The organism is Streptomyces sp. NPDC002092 (genome assembly GCF_053593775.1).
On the sequence record NZ_JBSFDG010000003.1, the window covers coordinates 180,820 to 200,330 of the forward strand.

19 protein-coding genes are annotated in these 19,511 nt (G+C 69.8%); 10 read left to right on the top strand and 9 right to left on the bottom strand.

Annotated elements, in window-relative coordinates; genetic code table 11:
- Positions 1–279 precede the first annotated feature (279 nt).
- The 3 genes from ACWCRD_RS08310 (at position 280) to ACWCRD_RS08320 (ending at position 5,719) form a co-directional block, all read left to right on the top strand.
- Positions 280–1,206, top strand: coding sequence for a DUF3027 domain-containing protein (locus ACWCRD_RS08310; RefSeq protein ID WP_450965131.1), 927 nt, complete (start codon positions 280–282; stop codon positions 1,204–1,206).
- 323 nt (positions 1,207–1,529) lie between these two features.
- Entirely contained in the window at positions 1,530–4,679 is a 3,150-nt protein-coding gene (locus ACWCRD_RS08315) for a sacsin N-terminal ATP-binding-like domain-containing protein (RefSeq protein ID WP_450965132.1), read from the top strand.
- A 158-nt stretch (positions 4,680–4,837) separates the two neighbouring features.
- A complete protein-coding gene (locus ACWCRD_RS08320) occupies positions 4,838–5,719 on the top strand; it encodes a hypothetical protein (RefSeq protein ID WP_450965133.1) in 882 nt (293 codons plus the stop codon).
- A 6-nt stretch (positions 5,720–5,725) separates the two neighbouring features.
- On the opposite strand, the gene ACWCRD_RS08325 is transcribed toward ACWCRD_RS08320, so the two are convergent.
- Both ACWCRD_RS08325 and ACWCRD_RS08330 read right to left on the bottom strand, forming a co-directional pair.
- Positions 5,726–8,119 (bottom strand): HAD-IC family P-type ATPase, encoded by a 2,394-nt coding sequence (locus ACWCRD_RS08325; RefSeq protein WP_450965134.1) that lies wholly within the window; start codon positions 8,117–8,119, stop codon positions 5,726–5,728.
- 243 nt (positions 8,120–8,362) lie between these two features.
- Positions 8,363–8,647, bottom strand: a complete 285-nt coding sequence (locus ACWCRD_RS08330) for a DUF2530 domain-containing protein (RefSeq protein ID WP_450965135.1) — start codon at positions 8,645–8,647, stop codon at positions 8,363–8,365.
- A 117-nt stretch (positions 8,648–8,764) separates the two neighbouring features.
- Between ACWCRD_RS08330 and ACWCRD_RS08335 the strand changes: the two genes are divergently transcribed.
- Positions 8,765–10,216: an NCS2 family permease gene (locus tag ACWCRD_RS08335; RefSeq protein ID WP_450965136.1), complete on the top strand. Its 1,452-nt coding sequence runs from the start codon at positions 8,765–8,767 to the stop codon at positions 10,214–10,216.
- Between the two features lie 10 nt (positions 10,217–10,226).
- On the opposite strand, the gene ACWCRD_RS08340 is transcribed toward ACWCRD_RS08335, so the two are convergent.
- Entirely contained in the window at positions 10,227–10,409 is a 183-nt protein-coding gene (locus tag ACWCRD_RS08340) for a ribbon-helix-helix protein, CopG family (RefSeq protein WP_115907461.1), read from the bottom strand.
- Positions 10,410–10,563: 154 nt separating this feature from the next.
- On the opposite strand from ACWCRD_RS08340, the gene ACWCRD_RS08345 reads away from it, so the two are divergent.
- Positions 10,564–11,001 (top strand): MarR family winged helix-turn-helix transcriptional regulator, encoded by a 438-nt coding sequence (locus ACWCRD_RS08345; protein ID WP_351478131.1) that lies wholly within the window; start codon positions 10,564–10,566, stop codon positions 10,999–11,001.
- Between the two features lie 24 nt (positions 11,002–11,025).
- Positions 11,026–12,384 carry an MFS transporter gene (locus tag ACWCRD_RS08350; protein WP_450965137.1) on the top strand — a complete coding sequence of 453 codons (1,359 nt, stop codon included), beginning with the start codon at positions 11,026–11,028 and terminating at the stop codon, positions 12,382–12,384.
- A 14-nt stretch (positions 12,385–12,398) separates the two neighbouring features.
- On the opposite strand, the gene ACWCRD_RS08355 is transcribed toward ACWCRD_RS08350, so the two are convergent.
- Complete coding sequence (locus tag ACWCRD_RS08355; RefSeq protein WP_450965138.1) at positions 12,399–12,986, bottom strand: Uma2 family endonuclease; 588 nt, start codon at positions 12,984–12,986, stop codon at positions 12,399–12,401.
- Positions 12,987–13,096: 110 nt separating this feature from the next.
- On the opposite strand from ACWCRD_RS08355, the gene thpR reads away from it, so the two are divergent.
- Positions 13,097–13,669, top strand: a complete 573-nt coding sequence (gene thpR / locus ACWCRD_RS08360; RefSeq protein WP_450965139.1) for an RNA 2',3'-cyclic phosphodiesterase — start codon at positions 13,097–13,099, stop codon at positions 13,667–13,669.
- A gap of 215 nt (positions 13,670–13,884) precedes the next feature.
- Here the strand turns inward: thpR and ACWCRD_RS08365 are convergent, their stop codons facing one another.
- Positions 13,885–14,877 (bottom strand): aldo/keto reductase, encoded by a 993-nt coding sequence (locus tag ACWCRD_RS08365; RefSeq protein WP_450965140.1) that lies wholly within the window; start codon positions 14,875–14,877, stop codon positions 13,885–13,887.
- 141 nt (positions 14,878–15,018) lie between these two features.
- Here ACWCRD_RS08365 and ACWCRD_RS08370 point away from each other — a divergent pair, with 141 nt between their 5' ends.
- A complete protein-coding gene (locus ACWCRD_RS08370; RefSeq protein WP_450965141.1) occupies positions 15,019–15,957 on the top strand; it encodes a nuclear transport factor 2 family protein in 939 nt (312 codons plus the stop codon).
- On the opposite strand, the gene ACWCRD_RS08375 is transcribed toward ACWCRD_RS08370, so the two are convergent.
- Positions 15,954–16,055 carry a DUF397 domain-containing protein gene (locus tag ACWCRD_RS08375; RefSeq protein WP_450965142.1) on the bottom strand — a complete coding sequence of 34 codons (102 nt, stop codon included), beginning with the start codon at positions 16,053–16,055 and terminating at the stop codon, positions 15,954–15,956. The two genes, ACWCRD_RS08370 and ACWCRD_RS08375, sit on opposite strands and share 4 nt — an antisense overlap.
- Entirely contained in the window at positions 16,052–16,732 is a 681-nt protein-coding gene (locus ACWCRD_RS08380; protein ID WP_450965143.1) for a maltokinase N-terminal cap-like domain-containing protein, read from the bottom strand. Before ACWCRD_RS08380 ends, ACWCRD_RS08375 begins: the two co-directional genes overlap by 4 nt.
- Positions 16,733–16,950: 218 nt before the next feature.
- Here ACWCRD_RS08380 and ACWCRD_RS08385 point away from each other — a divergent pair, with 218 nt between their 5' ends.
- Together ACWCRD_RS08385 and ACWCRD_RS08390 are read left to right on the top strand one after the other, a co-directional pair.
- Complete coding sequence (locus ACWCRD_RS08385; RefSeq protein WP_450965144.1) at positions 16,951–17,232, top strand: hypothetical protein; 282 nt, start codon at positions 16,951–16,953, stop codon at positions 17,230–17,232.
- Positions 17,233–17,247: 15 nt separating this feature from the next.
- Entirely contained in the window at positions 17,248–18,120 is an 873-nt protein-coding gene (locus tag ACWCRD_RS08390; RefSeq protein ID WP_450965145.1) for a DUF2637 domain-containing protein, read from the top strand.
- A 7-nt stretch (positions 18,121–18,127) separates the two neighbouring features.
- Here the strand turns inward: ACWCRD_RS08390 and ACWCRD_RS08395 are convergent, their stop codons facing one another.
- Together ACWCRD_RS08395 and ACWCRD_RS08400 are read right to left on the bottom strand one after the other, a co-directional pair.
- Positions 18,128–18,739, bottom strand: a complete 612-nt coding sequence (locus ACWCRD_RS08395; RefSeq protein WP_450965146.1) for a DinB family protein — start codon at positions 18,737–18,739, stop codon at positions 18,128–18,130.
- Positions 18,740–18,819: 80 nt separating this feature from the next.
- Positions 18,820–19,407, bottom strand: a complete 588-nt coding sequence (locus ACWCRD_RS08400) for a Uma2 family endonuclease (protein ID WP_450965147.1) — start codon at positions 19,405–19,407, stop codon at positions 18,820–18,822.
- Positions 19,408–19,511 lie beyond the last annotated feature (104 nt).

Consider the following 19,511-nt stretch of genomic DNA (forward strand, 5'->3'; position numbering starts at 1 on the left):
TCGGCTTTTTCCAGGTGCATGCCAGATAGTTGCCGGGCGGGCGGGGGGAAACCTCCCGTCGGTGTAGGCCGAGCGGTCGGGAGAAGGTAGCGTGCGTAGCGCGTCGTGGCGAACGTTCTCGGCCGCGCGCCTCTCGGACATCCCGCAGAATGGATGCATGAGGTGCGCCCGAGTGCGATCGGGCGCGGACGTCGACGCGGTCCCCCGGTCCGCTCCGTCCGCACCCACCGCCTTCAGGCCGGCGCACCCGAGTGACGGCGTAGGAGAGAAGCGATACCTGTGAGCGCAGCGACCACGCGAAGCCGCACCCCCGACCGCCTGTGCGCCGAGGCCGTCGACCTCGCCCGCGCCGCCGCCGAGGAGGCCGCCGCACCAGGCGTGGTCGGCGAGCATGTGGGGCTGGAGTCCGAGGGCGACCGCGTTGTCACGCACTTCTTCGAGTGCAAGGAACTCGGGTACCGCGGCTGGCGCTGGGCCGTGACGGTCGCCCGCGCCTCCCGCGCCAAGTTCGTCACCCTGGACGAGGTCGTCCTGCTGCCCGGCCCGGACGCGCTGCTGGCCCCGGAGTGGGTGCCGTGGAGCGAGCGCCTGCGGCCCGGCGACATGGGCCCCGGCGATCTGCTCCCGACCGACGCCGAGGACCTGCGCCTGGAGCCCGGCTACTCCGGCGAGGAGGAGCCCGTGCCCAGCTCGGCCGTCTCCGAGGAGATGGCGGAGCTGGTGGAGGCGGAGGACGCCGAGGTCACCGTGGGCACCCCCGCGAACCTTCCCGTCGTCCCGACCCGCGGCTCCATCGCCTCGGTCGCCGAGGAGCTCGGCATGCGCCGCGCCCGGGTCCTGTCCCGCTACGGCCTGCATGTCGCCGCGGACCGCTGGGAGGAGTCGTACGGCGCCAAGACGCCGATGGCACAGGCGGCACCGGCGTCCTGCGTGAGCTGCGGCTTCCTGCAGCCGATCGGCGGTTCACTGGGGCAGGCCTTCGGCGTCTGCGCCAACGAGTTCTCCCCGGCCGACGGCCGAGTGGTGTCTTTGGCCTACGGCTGCGGCGGCCACTCGGAGGCCGCGGTCATGCCGAAGCCCCCGCAGCCGGCACCTCCGGTGATCGACGAGACCCGCGTGGACCCGTTCCCCCTGCGGCCGGCGGCGGACTCCGGGTCCGTGCCGGTCGTCTCCGACGGGGAAGCAGCGGACCTGGGGCACTCGTAGATCTGCGGGTGCATGGAGGTACGCGTCGACCCTGGGGGCTCCGCCCCCAGACCCCCGTCGGCCCTGAAGGGGCCTCGTCCTCAAACGCCGGACGGGCTGAAAAACCAAACCCCGCCCGGCGAAAATCAGCCCGCCCCGCACGATCCAGCCCGTCCGGCGTTTGAGGACGAGGCCGTTCAGGCCGATCGAAGTCCGGGGCGGAGCCCCGGCGGGGTCGAAGGGGCAGCGCCCCTGGGGACGGGACGGGTAGGGGCGGCGGGGGCGGAGAACAACTCGCGGTACCTTCGAGCTCACGCCGATGAGGGCCGATGAGGAGAGCCAACGTGAGCAAGTTCGTGCGGCCTGCACCCGAGGGCGCGGACCCCTTCGGAACCGCCCGCCTCAGGCGAGGCGTACTCGACGCCTGGGCCACCAGCCCCGCCCGCTTCCGCGAGGACGCCAACGCCGAGGAGGACCTCGTCCTCGGCGGCTACCGCGACCGCCTCGTCGTGGAGCTCGCCCAGAACGCCGCCGACGCCGCAGCCCGCGCAGCCGTCCCCGGCCGCCTCCGCCTCACCCTCCGCGACGGCGTCCTCGTCGCCGCCAACACCGGCGCCCCCCTGGACGCAACAGGCGTCGAGTCGCTCTCCACCCTCCGCGCCTCCGCCAAACGCGACGCCCACGACACCGCGGTCGGCCGCTTCGGCGTCGGCTTCGCCGCCGTACTCGCCGTCACCGACGAACCCGCCCTGGTCGGCCGCCACGGCGGCGTCCGCTGGTCCCTCGCCGAGGCCCGGGAACTCGCCGCCGACACGGCACGGCACAGCCCCGGCCTGGGCGACGAGATCCGCCGCCGGGACGGCCACGTCCCGCTCCTGCGGCTCCCCTTCGCCGCCGAGGGCACCGCCCCGGACCCCTACGACACCGCCGTCATCCTCCCGCTGCGCGACGCCGCCGCCACCGACCTCGCCGAACGCCTCCTGGGCGCCGTCGACGACGCCCTGCTCCTCGCCCTCCCCGGCCTCGAAGAGGTCGTCGTCGAGATCAACGGCGACAGCCCCCGCACCCTCAGCCGCCGCCCCAACGGCTCCTTCACCGTCGTCGACGACTCCCTGGGCGGCACCACCCACTGGCGTACGTCCTCCGCCCACGGCCCCCTCACCCCGGACCTCCTCGCCGACCGCCCCGTGGAGGAACGCCTCCGCCCGCACTGGTCCCTCACCTGGGCCGTCCCCGTCAACGCCACCGACAGCTCCCCCGCCCGCCCCCGCACCAGCGCCGTCGTCCACGCCCCCACCCCCAGCGACGAGCCCCTCGGCGTCCCCGCCCTGCTCATCGCCTCCTTCCCCCTCGACACCACCCGCCGGCACGCGGCACCCGGCCCCCTCACCGACTTCCTCGTGCAGCGCGCGGCGGACGCGTACGCCGAACTCCTCGCCGACTGGCGCCCGGTGACCGGGGGAATCATCGACCTCGTCCCCGGCCCCCTGGGCAAGGGCGAGCTGGACGGCGCCCTGCGCCAGGCGATCCTCGAACGGCTCCCGCGGACCGAGTTCCTCCCGCCCGCCGCCGAACCCGGCAAGGACCAGGGCCACGACCACGAGCACGACTTTGGCCTCCCCGAGTCCCTGCGCCCCCGCGACGCCGAGATCGTCGAGGGCGCGGGCCACGACACGGTGCGGGTCCTCGCCGAGGTGCTCCCGACCCTGCTGCCCGCCGGGCTCGAACGGCGCGTGGAACTGCGGACCCTGGGCGTCGCCCGCGTCCCGCTCACCGACGCGATCGACCGCCTCGCCGGTCTCGAGAAGGAGCCCGGCTGGTGGCGGCGGCTCTACGACAGCCTGGCCGGCGTCGACCCGGACCGTCTCTCCGGGCTGCCCGTGCCGCTCGCCGACGGCCGTACCGCCATCGGCCCCCGCCAAGTGCTGCTGCCCACCGCCGACGCCGCTCGCATCGACCCGGAGGTGCTCGCCCGGCTCGGCCTGAAGGTCGCCCACCCGGACGCGGCCCACCCCCTCCTGGAGAAGCTCGGCGCCCTCCCGGCGACCCCACGCGCCGTCCTCACCACCCCGCAGGTACGGGCCGCCGTGGCCGCCTCCCTCGACGACGACGGCGGCCTCGACTGGGAGCAGGAGACGCCCGACGCCGAGGAACTGGCCGACACCGTTCTCGCGCTCGTACGGGACGCCGGTCTGGAGCCGGGCGACGAACCGTGGCTCGGCGCCCTCGCCCTCCCCGACGAGGACGGCGAACTCGCCCCCGCCGGTGAACTCGTCCTCCCCGGCAGCCCCTTCCACCAGGTCATGCGGGCCGACGAACTCGCCACCGTCGACGCCGAGCTGGCCGACAAGTGGGGCGAACAACCACTGGCCGCCTGCGGTGTCCTCGCCAACTTCGCGCTCGTACGGGCCACGGACGTGGTGCTGGACCCCGACGAGCTGGAGCCGCGCGAAGGCGACTACGCCGAGCCCGACGACGCGGGGCTCCTGGACGCCGTGGACGTCTGGAGCGAGGACGTCCTCGACCGCTTCCCGGACACACCCGTACCGCCGGTCGCCACCGAACTCGTCGCCGTACGCGACCTCGACCTGGTCGACGACGACAAGTGGCCGCAGGCCCTCGCGCTGCTCGCCCAGCCGCCCCTGCGCGACGCCCTCACCCAGCCGGTACGGATCCTGCTCCCCGACGGCACGCACGAGGTCGTACGGCCCTACACGGCCTGGTGGCTGCGCGGCCACCCGGTCCTCGACGGCCGCCGCCCGGCAGGCCTGCTGGCGTCCGGCGGCGACCCCCTCCTGCGGGGCCTGTACGACGAGGCCGACGCGACCGGCTTCGACGACGAGCAGGTGCTGCGGGCGCTCGGCGTACGGACGTCGGTGTCGGCCCTGCTCGACGAGCCGGGCGGCGCCGCCGAACTCCTGGACCGCCTCGCGGACCCCGAGCGTGAGGTCACGGGAGCCCAACTGCACGCCCTCTACGGGGCGTTGGCCGACCTGGACCCTGAGCAGGTGACCCTGCCGGACGAGCTACGGGCCGTGGTGGACGGCCGCGTCGAGGTCGTGGACGCCGCCGACGCCGTGGTCGTCGACTCCCCTGACCTGCTGCCCTTCACCGAGGGCGTGCCCCTCCTGCCGGTACGCCCGGCCCGGGCCGCCGAACTGGCCGAACTGTTCCAGGTGCGGCGCCTGAGCGAATCCGTGACGGGAGAAGTCACCTCCGATGGCACCGAACACGACGTACCGGACGCGGTACGGGTCCTGCTGGGCGCCGGTACCCCGGCCACGTACGTCGAGCACGAGGAACTCGTCGTCGACGGCGTGGAGTTGGACTGGCGCCTGACGGCGGACGGGACCCTGCACGCGGCCACCCTGGAGGGCGTCGCCGCCGGCCTCGCCTGGGCAGCGGGTCAGTGGCCGCGGCGCTTCGAGGTGGCGGCTCTGCTGGAGGATCCGTCCCGGACGGAGGAGTTGGCGCGGGACCGCTGGTTCGACTGACGGGCACGACCCGTCGGGGCGGCCGGTTTCCGATCTTGGCATGGGATTTGCAATCCCCTCAAAAAATCCTCTTCGGCCGTACAACTTTCCACAACCGTCACGGATCTGACCCCCTGAGCCAACAGGCTCCACGATCACTTTCTCCACTTGGGGAACACATGCGCATACGTGCCACTGTGGCCGCCGTCTCCGGCGCCCTGGCCCTTTCCGCCTTCGCCCTGCCGGCCGCGCACGCCGCCGACGCCCCGTCGTACAAGACGGAGGCCGCGAAGATTCTCGCCGCGCACGGCAAGACCGCCTTCAGCAGCAGCGCCGCCGCCGCGGACCTGGGTGTCACCTTCTCCAACCTCAAGATCGCAAAGGCGGTCAAGGTCGGCACCACGAACCACGTCTCCACGACGGTCACCTACACGCTGACCCACGGGGCGAACTACAAAATCAACTCCAGCGACTTCGACAGCGGCCCCATCATCTACAAGGGCAGCTCGATCAACAGCGCCCAGAACGTGCTCGGCGGCGAACTGCCCGCCACCTGCACGGCCACCTCGGCCACCACCGCCAGCTGCAAGGGCGACATCGACATCTTCCCGATCAACGAGGGCGGCACCGCCGGTGACCTGCTCAACTCGGACGCGGGCAAGTGGTCGGCCGGCGCGATCGCGCTGCAGTACAGCACCGGGGACCACTCCCTGCAGGGCGACCTCGGCAGCACCCTCGTCCAGCGCAACTCCAGGCTGACGGTCAACGCCGCCCCGGAGCCGGTGAGGAAGGGCAAGACCATCACCGTGGTCGGCAAGCTCTCCCGTGCCAACTGGGAGGACAACAAGTACCACGGCTACAGCACCCAGCCGGTGAAGCTGCAGTTCCGCAAGAAGGGCTCCAGCACCTACACCACGCTGAAGACCATCAAGACGAGCACCACCGGTGACCTGAAGACGACGACCACGGCCACGGTCGACGGCTACTACCGCTACGCCTTCGCGGGCACCACGACCACCCCGGCGGTCAACGCCACGGGCGACTTCGTCGACGTGCAGTAAGCAGGCCTAGGCCCGGAAACGGCGGTCGACCCACTTCCACAGCAACTCCAGGGCGACCGCCGCCACCGCCGCGATGCCGACCGCGACCCATGGCATCGTCTCGCCGACCAGCTTCAGCGCGAAGAAGTGCTGGAGCTGCGGCACGATCAGTACGAAGAGGAACGCCACGCCCATCGAGGCCACCAGGGCGATCCGCCACCAGGTGTAGGGACGGGCGATGATCGCCAGGATCCACATGGAGATCAGGAACAGGGTCAGTGTGGCGGCGCTGGTCTCCGCGTCCAACTGACCCGGTCCGGTGTAGTAATGACGGGCGATCAGATACATCACGAAGGTCGCCACCGCGGCCACCACCCCGCCCGGTATCGAGTACCGCATCACCCGCCGTACGAAGTGGGGTTTCGCCCGTTCCTTGTTGGGGGCCAGGGCGAGGAAGAAGGCCGGGATGCCGATCGTCAGGGTGGACAGAAGCGTCAAGTGCCGTGGCAGGAAGGGATATTCCACCTGCCAGCACACCACCAGCACCGCCAGCAGCACCGAGTAGACCGTCTTCACCAGGAACAGGGTCGCGACCCGGGTGATGTTGCCGATGACCCTCCGGCCCTCCGCGACCACCGACGGCAGCGTGGCGAAGCTGTTGTTCAGCAGCACGATCTGCGCGACCGCCCGGGTGGCCTCCGAACCGGAGCCCATGGACACGCCGATGTCGGCGTCCTTCAGAGCCAGTACGTCGTTCACGCCGTCGCCGGTCATCGCGACCGTGTGACCGCGGGACTGCAGGGCGCCCACCATGTCCCGCTTCTGCTGCGGGGTGACCCGACCGAACACCGTGCCCTTGTCGAGCGACTTCGCCATCTCCTCCTGCTCGGAGGGCAGGTGGCGGGCGTCCACGGTCGTGCCGGTCAGGCCCAGCTTGGCGGCCACCGCGCCGACCGACACGGCGTTGTCGCCGGAGATCACCTTGGCGCGGACGTCCTGGTCGGCGAAGTAGCGCAGGGTGTCCGCCGCGTCGGGGCGCAGGCGCTGTTCGAGGACGACGAGGGCGGTGGGCCTGGCCCCGTTCGCGGGCTCGGGATCGTCCAGGTCGCGGCCGGCCCGGGCGAGCAGCAGCACCCGTAGGCCCTGCTCGTTGAGCCGCCCGGTCTCCTTCAGGGCCGGATCGCCGGCGCCCAGCAGCACGTCGGGCGCCCCCAGCAGCCACGTACTGGACTCGCCGTTGCCCTCGCTGAAGGTGGCGCCGCTGTACTTGCGGGCGGAGGAGAAGGGCAGGGATTCGGTGCAGCGCCAGTCCTCGACGTCCGGGTAGGCGTCGATGATCGCCTGCAGGGAGGCGTTCGGCCGCGGGTCGGACTCGCCGAGGGCGCCGAGGACCTTGCGTACGTACGACTCGTCGGCGCCCTGCAGCGGCCTGAGCTCGGTGACGTCCATGCCGCCCTCGGTGAGGGTGCCGGTCTTGTCGAGGCAGACGGTGTCGATGCGGGCGAGGCCCTCGATGGCGGGGAGTTCCTGCACCAGGCACCGTTTTCGGCCAAGTCGTATGACACCTATCGCGAAGGCGACCGACGTCAGCAGCACCAGCCCCTCCGGGACCATCGGGACGATACCGCCGACCGTCCGTGCGACCGAGTCCTTGAAGCCGTGCTGTTTGACCACCAGCTGGCTGATGACCAGGCCGATCGCGGTCGGGATCATCATCCACGTCACGTACTTGAGGATCGTCGAGATGCCGGTGCGCAGCTCGGAGTGGACCAGGGTGAAGCGGGAGGCCTCCTCGGCGAGCTGGGCGGCGTAGGCCTCGCGGCCCACCTTGGTGGCCTTGAAGGCGCCGCCGCCGGCCACCACGAAGCTGCCCGACATCACCTGGTCCCCGGGCTTCTTGACCACGGGGTCGGCCTCGCCGGTGAGCAGCGACTCGTCGATCTCCAGCCCGTCGGCCTCGACGCACACCCCGTCGACCACGGCCTTGTCCCCCGGCCCGATCTCGATCAGGTCGTCCAGCACGATCTGCGAGGTGCTGATCGCGGCGGCCACCCCGTCCCGCCGCACGGTGGGCCGCGACTCCCCGATCACCGCGAGCGAGTCCAGGGTCTTCTTCGCCCGCCACTCCTGGATGACACCGATGCCGGTGTTGGCGATGATCACGTACCCGAACAGGCTGTCCTGGAACGGCGCGACGAACAGCATGACCAGCCAGAGCACACCGATGATCGCGTTGAACCGGGTGAAGACGTTCGCCCGGACGATCTCGCCCATCGACCGGCTGCTGCGCACCGGAACGTCGTTGACCTGCCCCCGCCCCACCCGCTCGGCCACCTCGGCCGCGGTCAGCCCCCGCGCCGACACCGGAACAGGAACGGGGTGCACAGGGTCGAGCTCCGCGCCCGCGTCGATGTGCGTCATGCATTCGACGGTACGTGTGGATTCACCCCTTCACCCGCCGAGCGCCCGGAAGATCCGACCTGGGGAGGAGCAATCTCGTGCGGTGGTAGTAGCGACTTCGTGCGGTGGTTGCAGCCGGGGCGGCACGTCTCGGTGAGGGTCGGCCTGTTTCAGCCCGTCCGGCGTTTGAGGACGAGGCCGTTCAGGCCGAAAAGCGGGGTCTGGGGGCGCAGCCCCCAGCAGCGCCCACCCCACCGCCGGGTGCTACTCGGCCGACGTCGCCCGTTCCGCCGGCGCAGCCCCCGTTGCGGCCGCCCGCTTGATCGCCGCGTCCCGCTTCCTCACGAACCACACGCCGTACAGCCCGAGCACGCCCCCGGTCAGGCACGTCCACAGCCACCACAGATGGCCGTGGTCCTCGAACCAGCCGTAGAAGGGAAGCTGCACCAGGAAGAGGACGAACCAGAGGATCGTGCCGCCGGTGATGGTGGCGACCACGGGGCCCTCAAGGGGCTCCGGCGCCTCGTGCTGGGGGGTCCACTTCGCCATGCGCACAGCTTACGAGGCGGTCCGCTCTACGCGCGGAGATAGCGTCACCGGACTCATATGTTCATACTGAAACCGTTTGCGCTCGGCGCTGTCTGCTTCTACTCGTAGGAACATCCAATGTCCACCTCGGCCCCCGCCAAGGTCCCCACCCCCGAACAGTCGGGGAAGGCGCCCGTCCCCGGCGCTCTCGACCGCTACTTCAAGATCTCCGAGCGGGGCAGCACCCTGCCGCGCGAGATCCGCGGCGGCTTCGCCACCTTCTTCGCGATGGCCTACATCATCGTGCTGAACCCGATCATCCTGGGCAGCGCGAAGGACATGTACGGGCACCAGCTCGACAACGGCCAGCTGGTCACGGCGACGGCCGTGACGGCGGCGTTCACGACCCTCCTCATGGGCGTCGTCGGCAACGTGCCGATCGCGCTCGCCGCCGGGCTCGGTGTGAACTCGGTCGTCGCGCTCCAGCTCGCTCCCCGGATGGCCTGGCCGGACGCCATGGGCATGGTGGTCCTGGCCGGCTTCATCGTGATGCTGCTGGTGGCCACCGGACTGCGCGAGCGCGTCATGAACGCCGTGCCCTACAGCCTGCGCAAGGCGATCTCCATCGGCATCGGCCTGTTCATCATGCTGATCGGCCTGGTCGACTCGGGCTTCGTCTCCCGGATCCCGGACGTCGCCCAGACCACCGTCCCGCTCCAGCTCGGCAGCACCGGACATCTCAACGGCTGGCCCGTCCTGGTCTTCATCCTGGGCGCGCTGCTCACCCTCGCGCTCATCGTGCGCAAGGTCTCCGGCGCGATCCTGATCTCGATCGTGACGATGACGGTCCTCGCGCTGATCATCGACGCCGTCGCGAAGATCCCGACCTGGGGCCTCACGACGCCCAAGTGGCCCGGCAACCCGGTCGCCACCCCGGACTTCGGTCTGATCGGAAAGGTCAGCCTGTTCGGCGGCTTCTCCCACGTCGGTGTGCTGACCGGCATCCTCTTCGTCTTCACCGTGCTGCTGTCGTGCTTCTTCGACGCGATGGGCACGATCATGGGCGTCAGCGACGAGGCCAAGCTGACCGACGCCCAGGGCTATATGCCGGGCATCAACAAGGTCCTGTTCATCGACGGCCTCGCGGTCGCGACCGGCGGCGCCAGCTCCTCCTCGGCCACCACCGCGTTCGTGGAGTCCACGGCGGGCGTCGGCGAAGGCGCCCGTACGGGCTTCGCGAACGTCGTCACCGGCGGTCTGTTCGCCGTCGCCCTGTTCCTGACCCCGGTCGCCACGATGGTGCCGTCCCAGGCGGCCACCCCGGCCCTGCTCGCGGTGGGCTTCCTGATCCTGGCCGGCTCGGTCAAGGAGATCGACTGGGCCGACTACACGATCGCCATCCCCGCCTTCGTGACGATGGTGATGATGCCGTTCACCTACTCCATCACCAATGGCATCGGCATGGGCTTCATCACCTTCGCGGTGCTGCGTCTCGCGGCCGGCCGGGGCCGGGAGGTCCCGGTGGCGATGTACGTCGTCGCGGCGGTGTTCGGCTTCTACTACCTGATGCCCGCGCTGGGTCTGACGTGACCGAAGGGCGTCACGTGACGCCGTAGAACCTCTCGGTCTCCTCCACGGCGGACTGGAAGCGCTCGTCGAAGTCATCCCGAATGAGCGTCCGGACGACATAGTCCTGGACGCTCATTCCTCTTTTGGCGGCGTGGTGCCGGAGCCGTTCGAGCAGCTCTCCGTCTATCCGCAGGCTGAGCACACTGGTCCCCATGGCTACGAGGGTCGCGGCACCCTTCGGCGCGGTGTGTCCCGTTCCGCGTCACGATCACCCATATGAGTGATGTTCCGATTCAGTGGCGCGTGTCACGGGCATTCGGCGCGTCGCACCTGGTCTTTAGCGAGAGTAATGAGTTACGCTAAAGAACATGTCGGACCTCAGCCATGGCGACGACGCTGCCGCCGTGAACTCCCTGCGATCAGCTGTCATGCGGCTGTCCCGTCGACTCAAGCACCAGCGGGTCGACGAGTCGCTCAGCCCCACCGAGATGTCGGTGCTGGGCACCCTCTCCAACTGCGGAAGCGCCACACCCGGCGAACTCGCCCGCAAGGAGCACGTGCAGCCGCCCTCGATGACCCGCATCGTCGCGCTGCTCGAGGCCAAGGGCCTGGTCCGGCTGGAGCCGCACCCCGAGGACCGGCGCCAGAAGGTCGTCACCAAGACCGAACAGGCCGAGGCCATGCTCGCGGAGAGCCGCGCCAAGCGGAACGCGTTCCTCGCCAACCTGGTCGGCGGCCTCGACGAGGACGAGTGGGCGAAACTCCGCGCCGCCGCCCCCGTGCTGGAGAAGCTCGCACATCTGTAAGCCATACCGAGGAGGCGAACCCTTTTGAGTACGGGACCCGGAGCAGCTTCCGCCCCCGCACCGGCACCTACCACCCCCGCTCCACCCCCGCTCTCCCGCAAGTCCTCGATGTTCAGCTCGCTGAAGGTCAGGAACTACCGCCTGTTCTTTCTGGGCCAGGTCGTCTCCAACATAGGCACCTGGATGCAGCGCATCGCCCAGGACTGGCTGGTCCTGAGCCTCACCGGCTCCGCCACGGCCGTCGGCGTCACGACGGCCCTGCAGTTCCTGCCGATGCTGTTCCTCGGCCTCTACGGCGGAGTCCTCGTCGACCGGCTGCCCAGGCGCCGCACGCTGCTCGTCACGCAGACCTCGATGGCCGTCACCGGTATCGCGCTCGCCGCGCTCACCCTCTCCGGCCATGTGCAGGTCTGGCACGTCTACCTCGCCGCCTTCGCCGTGGGTCTCGCGACGGTCGTCGACAACCCGGCCCGGCAGTCCTTCGTCTCCGAGATGGTCGGCCCGGACCAGCTGCAGAACGCGGTCAGCCTCAACTCCGCCAACTTCCAGTCCGCCCGCCTGGTCGGCCCCGCCGTGGCCGGCCTGATGATCACCGGCGTGGGCACCGGCTGGGCGTTCCTCTTCAACGGCCTGTCCTTCGTCGCCCCGCTCGCCGGCCTGCTGCTGATGCGGGCGCGCGAGCTGCACGTCGTCGAGCGGGCACCGCGCGGAAAGGGCCAGCTGCGGGAGGGGCTCCACTATGTCGCCGGGCGCCCCGACCTGATCTGGACGATCGTCCTGGTCGGGTTCATCGGCACCTTCGGCTTCAACTTCCCGGTCTACCTCTCGGCCTTCGCGGACGACGTCTTCCACGCGGGCGCCGGCTCCTACAGCGCCTTCAACACCGTGATGGCGGTCGGCTCCCTGGCGGGCGCGCTCCTGGCGGCACGGCGGGGCACGGCCCGGATGCGGGTGATGATCGGGGCGGCGGCGGCCTTCGGCGCCCTGGAACTGGTGGCCGCGACCGCGCCCTCCCTCTGGCTGTTCGCCCTGCTGATGGCCCCGATCGGCATGTTCGGCATGACGATCAACGTCACCGCCAACACCAGCATCCAGATGGCCACCGACCCCGCCATGCGCGGCCGGGTCATGGCCCTCTACATGATGGTCTTCCTCGGCGGATCCCCGATCGGCGCACCCATCGCGGGCTGGGTCACGGACTCGTACGGTGTCCGGGCGGGCCTGGCCGTGGGCGGCGCGATCTCCGCGGCGGCGGCCGTCACCATCGGCCTGATCCTGGCCAGGGTCGGCGGCCTGCGGCTGTCGGTCGGCTGGAACCACGGCCGTCCGGTCGTGCGGTTCGTGCCGCGGGAGCGGCAGGAGGAGTTGGCGGCCGCGGCGTAGGAAGGGCGGCGGGGTCAGTCGCGGGGAAACTCGTCGGTCTTGAGGACCAGGCCGACCGGGGTGCCGGTCAGGTCGATGTCTTCCCCGAAGGAGAAGCTGACGTCGCTGTGGTACTTGCCGTCCTTCGGCAGGGTGTGCAGGTGCCACTCGCCGGTGTACGGGTCCACGATCAGGTACACCGGCACTTCGGCTGCGGCGTAGGTGTCCTTCTTCGGGCCGTAGTCGTTGCCTGCCGTGTCCTTGGAGATGACCTCGGCCACGAATTCGACGTCCTGATAGCGCCAGCGGCCCTTGCTGTCCTTGACCGACCGTTCGGCCATGCCCGCCAGGTCGCAGGCGAAGCCGTTCAGATGCCCGGGGAAGTCGATCCGCACGTCCGATGCCAACCGCTTCTGCGAGTACTTGGCGTCCAGCTGCTTCGCGATACCGAAGATGATCTCCCAGTGGTTCTGCCGCTGCGGTGACATGAAGATGTTCCCCCCGACGATCTCGATCTTCGTACCCTCGGGGATGGGCATCTTCTCAAGGCACTCGAACAGGACGTCCAGCGTCAGCTCGTCGCACTCCTCGGCCATCTCGATCCTGTCGTCAAGGACGGTCATCGTGGCGCTCCTCCTCGGCTGCCGCTCGGTCACGGACAGCCGCGCAGTACAACGATACGCACGGTGACCGGGACACGCCCGGCCGGCGGCGCGGTGTGCAGACTGGCTTCATGAGACTCTTCGCCGCCGTGCTGCCCCCCGAGGGCGTCGTCGATGAACTCGCCGCCGAGGTGGCCGAGTTGGAGAAGCTGCCGGACGCGGGGGCGCTTCGCTGGACGGCGCGGGAAGGGTGGCACTTCACGCTCGCCTTCTACGGAGAGGTCGACGACGGCCTCGTACCGGAGCTGTCGGCCCGGCTGGAGCGGACGGCACGGCGGACCCCGCCCTTCGGGCTGGCCCTGCGGGGCGGTGGCCAGTTCGGGCACGGACGGGCGCTGTGGGTGGGGGCGGAGGGTGAACTGCCGGCCCTGGGGCTGCTCGCCGACCGCGCGGAGGCCGCGGCGCGGAAGGCGGGGGTGGCGATGGGGCAGCACCGGCGGTACAAGGCGCATCTGACGGTGGCTCGGAGCCGGGACGCGACGGACGTACGACCGTATGTCGCCGCTCTCGGGGAGTTCACGAGCCGTACGTGGACGGTGGGGGAGCTGGTGCTGGTGCGGAGCAAGCTGCCGAGTTCCGGGGTGCCGGGGGAGCAGCCGCGTTATGAGGCGGTCGCCCGTTGGGCGCTCGGGGGTGCCGGTTAGGCTCGATGCGTGGACCCGAAAACCCGAAACCGGATCATGGCCGGTGCGCTAGTTCTTCTGCTTGTGGTCGTTGTCGTCGCAGCGGCGGTCAGGTAGCGGGGAACTGCGCGTTCGTCGCCGGGTGCGGGCCGTATGCGGCTGGTCGCGCCCACGCGGCGGAGCCGCATATCGAATGCAGCCCCGCCGCCCCTATAGGGGCGCCCCTGTTCGCGGCGTTACCAAGCGAAGGCCTCCGGGGACGGGCCCGGGCCCGGGAAGACCTCGTCCAGGCCGGTCAGGAGCTCGTCGCTCAGTTCCAGCTCCGCCGCCCTGATCGCCGACTCCAGCTGTTCCGCCGTGCGCGGGCCCACGATCGGGCCGGTGACGCCCGGGCGGGTCAGGAGCCAGGCCAGGGCCGCCTCGCCCGGTTCCACGCCGTGCTTGTCGAGCAGGTCCTCGTACGCCTGGATCTGCGCGCGGATGGTGGTGTTGGCGAGGGCGTCCGCGGCCCGGCCGCTCGCGCGGCGCCCGCCCTCGACCTCCTTCTTGATCACGCCGCCGAGCAGGCCGCCGTGCAGCGGTGACCAGGGGATGACCCCGAGGCCGTACTCCTGTGCGGCCGGGATGACCTCCATCTCGGCGCGGCGCTCGGCCAGGTTGTAGAGGCACTGCTCGCTGACCAGGCCGATGGTGCCGCCGCGGCGGGCGGCGATCTCGTTGGCCTGGGCGATCTTGTAGCCGGGGAAGTTCGAGGAGCCGACGTAGAGGATCTTGCCCTGCTGGACCAGGACGTCGATCGCCTGCCAGATCTCCTCGAAGGGGGTGCGGCGGTCGACGTGGTGGAACTGGTAGACGTCGATGTGGTCGGTCTGCAGCCGCTTCAGGCTGGCGTCGACCGCGCGCCGGATGTTCAGCGCGGAGAGCTTGTCGTGGTTGGGCCAGGCCTCGCCGTCGGCGGCCATGTTGCCGTACACCTTGGTGGCGAGGACGACCTTGTCGCGGTGGGCCGCGCTCTTGGCGAACCAGTTGCCGATGATCTCTTCCGTACGGCCCTTGTTCTCGCCCCAGCCGTACACGTTGGCGGTGTCGAAGAAATTGATGCCGGCGTCCAGCGCCGCGTCCATGATCGCGTGGCTGTCGGCCTCGTCGGTCTGCGGTCCGAAGTTCATGGTGCCGAGGACCAGTCGGCTGACCTTGAGTCCCGTGCGTCCGAGCTGCGTGTACTTCATGACCACCCAGCCAACGGCGTGGAGTGCGCTCTAGGCAAGGGAGCTTGGGGAGTCCGGGAGACCTTGACGCTAACTGATGGTTAGTGCTTTCCTGCGGGAAGCGTCAACTTGAAGTTTCAATATCTATTCCCGGAGAGCCGCATGCCCCCCACCAGCTCCGTCCGCAGGGCGCTCGTCGCCTTCGCCGCCTCCGCCGCCGCGCTGGGTACCGCCGCGGTACCTGCCGTAGCTGCGCCGCACCCCGCCTCGGCCGCTCACTCCGGTCACTCCGGTTACGGCGATTCCGCCCGCCTCGGCTACCAGAAGGCCGTGGCCGCCGGTGTCCTCAAGGGCGTGTTCGAGCGCGGGGACACCGCGGTCGTGGACCGTTTCGTACGGCCGGACTACATCCAGCACAACCCGCTCGCGCCGGACGGTGCGGAGATGCTCAAGAACCTCGCCGTCTCGGTGCACAAGCAGTTCCCCCACGCCGAGTACGACATCAAGCGGGTGATCTCCGAGGGTGACCTCGTCCTGGTCCACTCCAACGTCGTCCTGACGCCCGGTACGCGGGGCTCCGCGGTGTTCGACATCTTCCGCTTCCAGGGCGGGAAGATCGCCGAGCACTGGGACGTGGGGCAGGCCGTGCCGGAGAAGTCCGTCAACGGCAACGACATGTTCTCCACGGTGAGTCGGCCGCGGACGGAGCAGCCGGGGCCGGGCTGCCTCACGGCGTACAACAAGAAGCTGGTGACGGCCGCCTTCGACCAACTCCTGGTGAAGAAGGACCTGTCGGCGATCGACCGGTACTGGGGGCCCGAGTACGACCAGCACAACCCGGACATCGCGGATGGGGTGGAGGGCGTGAGGTCGGGTCTGGGCGCGTACTTCAAGCAGTTCCCGCAGCTGACGGTCACGCCGAAGCGGGTCATCGCCGAGGGTGACCTGGTCGCCGTCCACAGCCACTACGTGAACGCGCCGGGGGAGCGGGGACAGGCGATCGTGGATCTGTTCCGGGTGCGGGGCGGGAAGATCGTCGAGCACTGGGACGTGATCCAGGACGTGCCGGCGACTTCGGCGAACGGCAACGGGATGTTCTAGAGGGACTTCAAGAACGTCGACCAGGTGGTGGGGGTCAGCTGAAGGGTTCGGGCTTCGGGGTTCTTGGAGTCGCGGATGTGGTGAGGGGCCGAACTCATAGCTGTGGGATAGGGCGTCGGCCTTCAGCTCCGGAAGGGGCGTGCAGCGTGACGAACGCAGCCCGGGTGCGGGTGTCGTCCGCTGCCTGCCAGGCGCCGGTGACGTGGCCGAGCACTCCCTCCGGAGGGAGCGGTGCCGGTCGCAGGACGCGGTGCACGCGGAGCAACGTGCCGTCGGCGGCGTGGAGTTCGGTGGACTCGGTGGTGTCCGTCGCCGTGGAGAGCGGGCCCTCGATGGCGGGGGACGCGGCCGCGTAGGCGCGGGTGACCTCGTGGTCGGGGGTGTCCGTGATGCTCTGGGCCATGGCCTGGACCCGGCCCTCGATCAGGGCCAGGAGCTCGGTGAGGAGTACCGGGTCGTGGCAGCCGTCGTAGGCCCAGCGCTTGCCCAGCACGCCGTGCTCCATGGTGCCGACGAGGGCGTGCTCGGCGCCGTCGAGCGGGGCGCCGCGGTAGGTCAGCGGCACCAGATAGGCGACCGGGGCCGGGCCGGACACGTCGGTGGCGACCATGAACTCCATGCCGACCCCGCCCTCCGGGTCGTCCAGCCGGAAGCCGCCGGCCTTGGTCAACTCCGGTGTGGCCGGGCCGCCTTGGTACCAGGGGCGGGTGGGCAGCCAGGTGGTGAGCAGTTCCACCTTGGTCGGCTTGAGGGTGGTGTTGTGGATGAGCGCCATGCGACCAGATTCTGTCAGCCGGCTCGCGGCGCCGTGGTGCGCCCCAATAAATGATCTTTCCTGTGCGAGAAGAATTCAAAAGACAAACTGCTGGACTCTTAACGTATTGAGGACGGTGCGATCGGCTCGGATGACAAACGCTCTAGTCGATGTTTTCGTCGAATTGGCCTCACTCGTTTGCCGCGCATCCGGAGGAGGGGACGCGGCGTTAGCGGAATATGGCGAAAGCAAGGTTCCTTAACCCGTACCGTTCCGGAGCGACCGCGGAGGATCTGCCACCCGCCCGTGCGGTGGCAGTGGGGCGCTACACCTTCACGCCCGCCGCGGCGTACTCGGCGGCCGATGCGTGCGGCACCTTGCACGGGGACGGTGCGCGCATCGAACTGCAGGTCACCGGGACCATCTTCAGCGAGTTCCTGGGAATCCTGGACACGGCTCAGGAGGAACTCGGGCGGCGGTGGAACGATCAGGGACGGTCCGGCTGCCACGCGGTTACATGACGGGGGCGGACCTCTATGAACGACGAATACCTGGATTTTTCCTTCACCCCGCACGAACGGTATCCCGGTGACTACCCCACCGGGCTGGCCACCGGCCGCCACCGGGGCCCTGCAGAGGACATGTACGCCACGGGCCCCCTGGTGGAGGGCTGGGACCCGGTCGAGGAACTCACGTCCCTCCTGCAGAACGCCGTGACGGCGGAGCAGGCGGGCACCGTGTCGCCGCCGCCTCGTCGCGAGCCGCCACCGCCGTCCGACCTCGACTTCACGGGCGAGTCGATGGACAACCTGGCGAGGATCACCGCCGAGTTGCCACCCATCCGGCGCCGTACCGTCCGGCACCGGAAAGTGCGGTTCCGGCTGCGCTTCCGCTTCACCTGGCTGCAGACCGTCAGCTTTCTGATCGCCGCGCTAGCCGCCGTGATCGTTTCGATGGTGAGCGTCTTCGGCGGCATGGTGGCCTATGCACCTCTGCGGCACGTGGCGTCGGCAACGCAGGGCGGAATACTGACCTGGTGGCCGCTTCTGGTCTACGGCCCCTGGATGGTGGCCTCGCTCTCCATTCTGCGCAGCGCCCTTCACCAACGCAGGGCCGTGCACTCCTGGTTCGTCGTTCTGCTCTTCTCCTTCCTTGCGATGTCACTCTGCGTGGCCGAGGCCGACAGGAGTTTCACCGGTGTCGCCGCGGCGGCCCTGCCGACGCTCGCCTCCCTGGCCTGCTTCCAGCAGCTGGTCCGTCAGATCACGCTGACCCGGCCGCCACGCAGAAACATCTCCCGCCACCGTCATCGCCAGACGCCCGCGACCGCGAAATCCCCCGCCTCCAAGAGCGGTTCGACCACGTCGAAGCCGCGCCCCAGCGGTGGCGGCACCGCGTCCCGAAGCTGACCGGGGATCAGGCCGGCTTCCGGTCGGCCTCCCGCGCCGCACGCTCCACCCGGTCCCGGTGGCTCTCCCACCAGGCCGCGTCGTCCGACGGCATGCTGTCGTTGCCCTGGTTCATCCCCACCGCGCCGTCCGTGAGTTCGCGGAGGATGTCGGCGTGCCCGGCGTGCCGGTGCATGTCGGCGATCACGCGCACCACGGCGTGATGCAACGTCACCTGGTCCCTGCCCTCGGGCCACCACGGCACCCTGCCGACGGTGTCCAGCGGCAGCGCGTCGATCGTCGCGTCCGCGTGCGCCCACACGCTGCGGTAGAGGTCCACGATGTACTTGCGGGACTCGTCGGCGGTGGCCCACATGTCCGCGTTGGGTTCACCGCCCGTCGCCATCCAGGGCAGCGGGCCGCCGGACAACGGCCGCCCGAAGGTGTCGCCGAGGTAGCCCAGCTCCACGCCGGTCGCGTGCTTCACCAGGCCCAGGAGGTTGGTGCCGGTCGGCGTCCGCGGACGGCGGATGTCGTACTCCGAGAGCCCTTCGAGCTTCCACAGCAGGGCATCGCGGGCGGACTGCAGATAGAAGTGCAGGTCGGCCTTGGCATCAGGGATGGGGGAGGGAGAGGTCATGGGGGCAGTCTGCCGCCGGCGCGATCTTTGCTCACCGGCTTTTCCCAGCGGCTTTCCATCGCCTGCGTGAGCCGCCGGGTTCAGTCGCGCGGGAACTCTTCGGTCTTGAGGGTGAGGCCGACGAGGGTGGTGGTCATGTCGACGTCGCCGCCGAAAGCAACGGACAGTTCGACGACGTACTCGCCGTCCTTCGGTTGGGTGTAGAGGTGGCACTTGCCCTGGTAGGGGTCGGCGATGAGGTAGACGGGGATCTCGGCGGCGGCGTAGGCGGTCCTCTTGGGGCCGTAGTCGTTCGGGGCCGTGCCCTTCGAGATGACCTCGGCGACGAACTCGACGTCCCGGTGGGACCACAGGCCTTTGGAGTCCTTCTTGGCGCCCTCCCGGATCTTTGCCACATCCGGGGCGTAACCGTTCAGACTGCCCGGGAAATCGATGCGAACGTCCGACAGGACGTTGACGTCCATGCCGAATTCATCCTCGAGAGCTCGGACGATCCTGCGGATGATCTTCCAGTGGATATCCCGTTGCGGCGCCATGAAGACGGTCCCCTCGACGATCTCGACCTTGTAGCCCTCGGGGGTGGCCCGCTCAAGCGACTCGAACAGGCTGTCCAGAGTCACCTCGCCGCTGTATTCGGCCATCTCGATCCTGTCTTCAAGGACGGTCATCGTGGCGCTCCTCCCCGGCTGCTCCACGGACAAGTGCAGCCGCGCAGTACAACGATACGCACGGTGACCAGGACACGGGGAGACGAACACATGCCCGGTTCCGA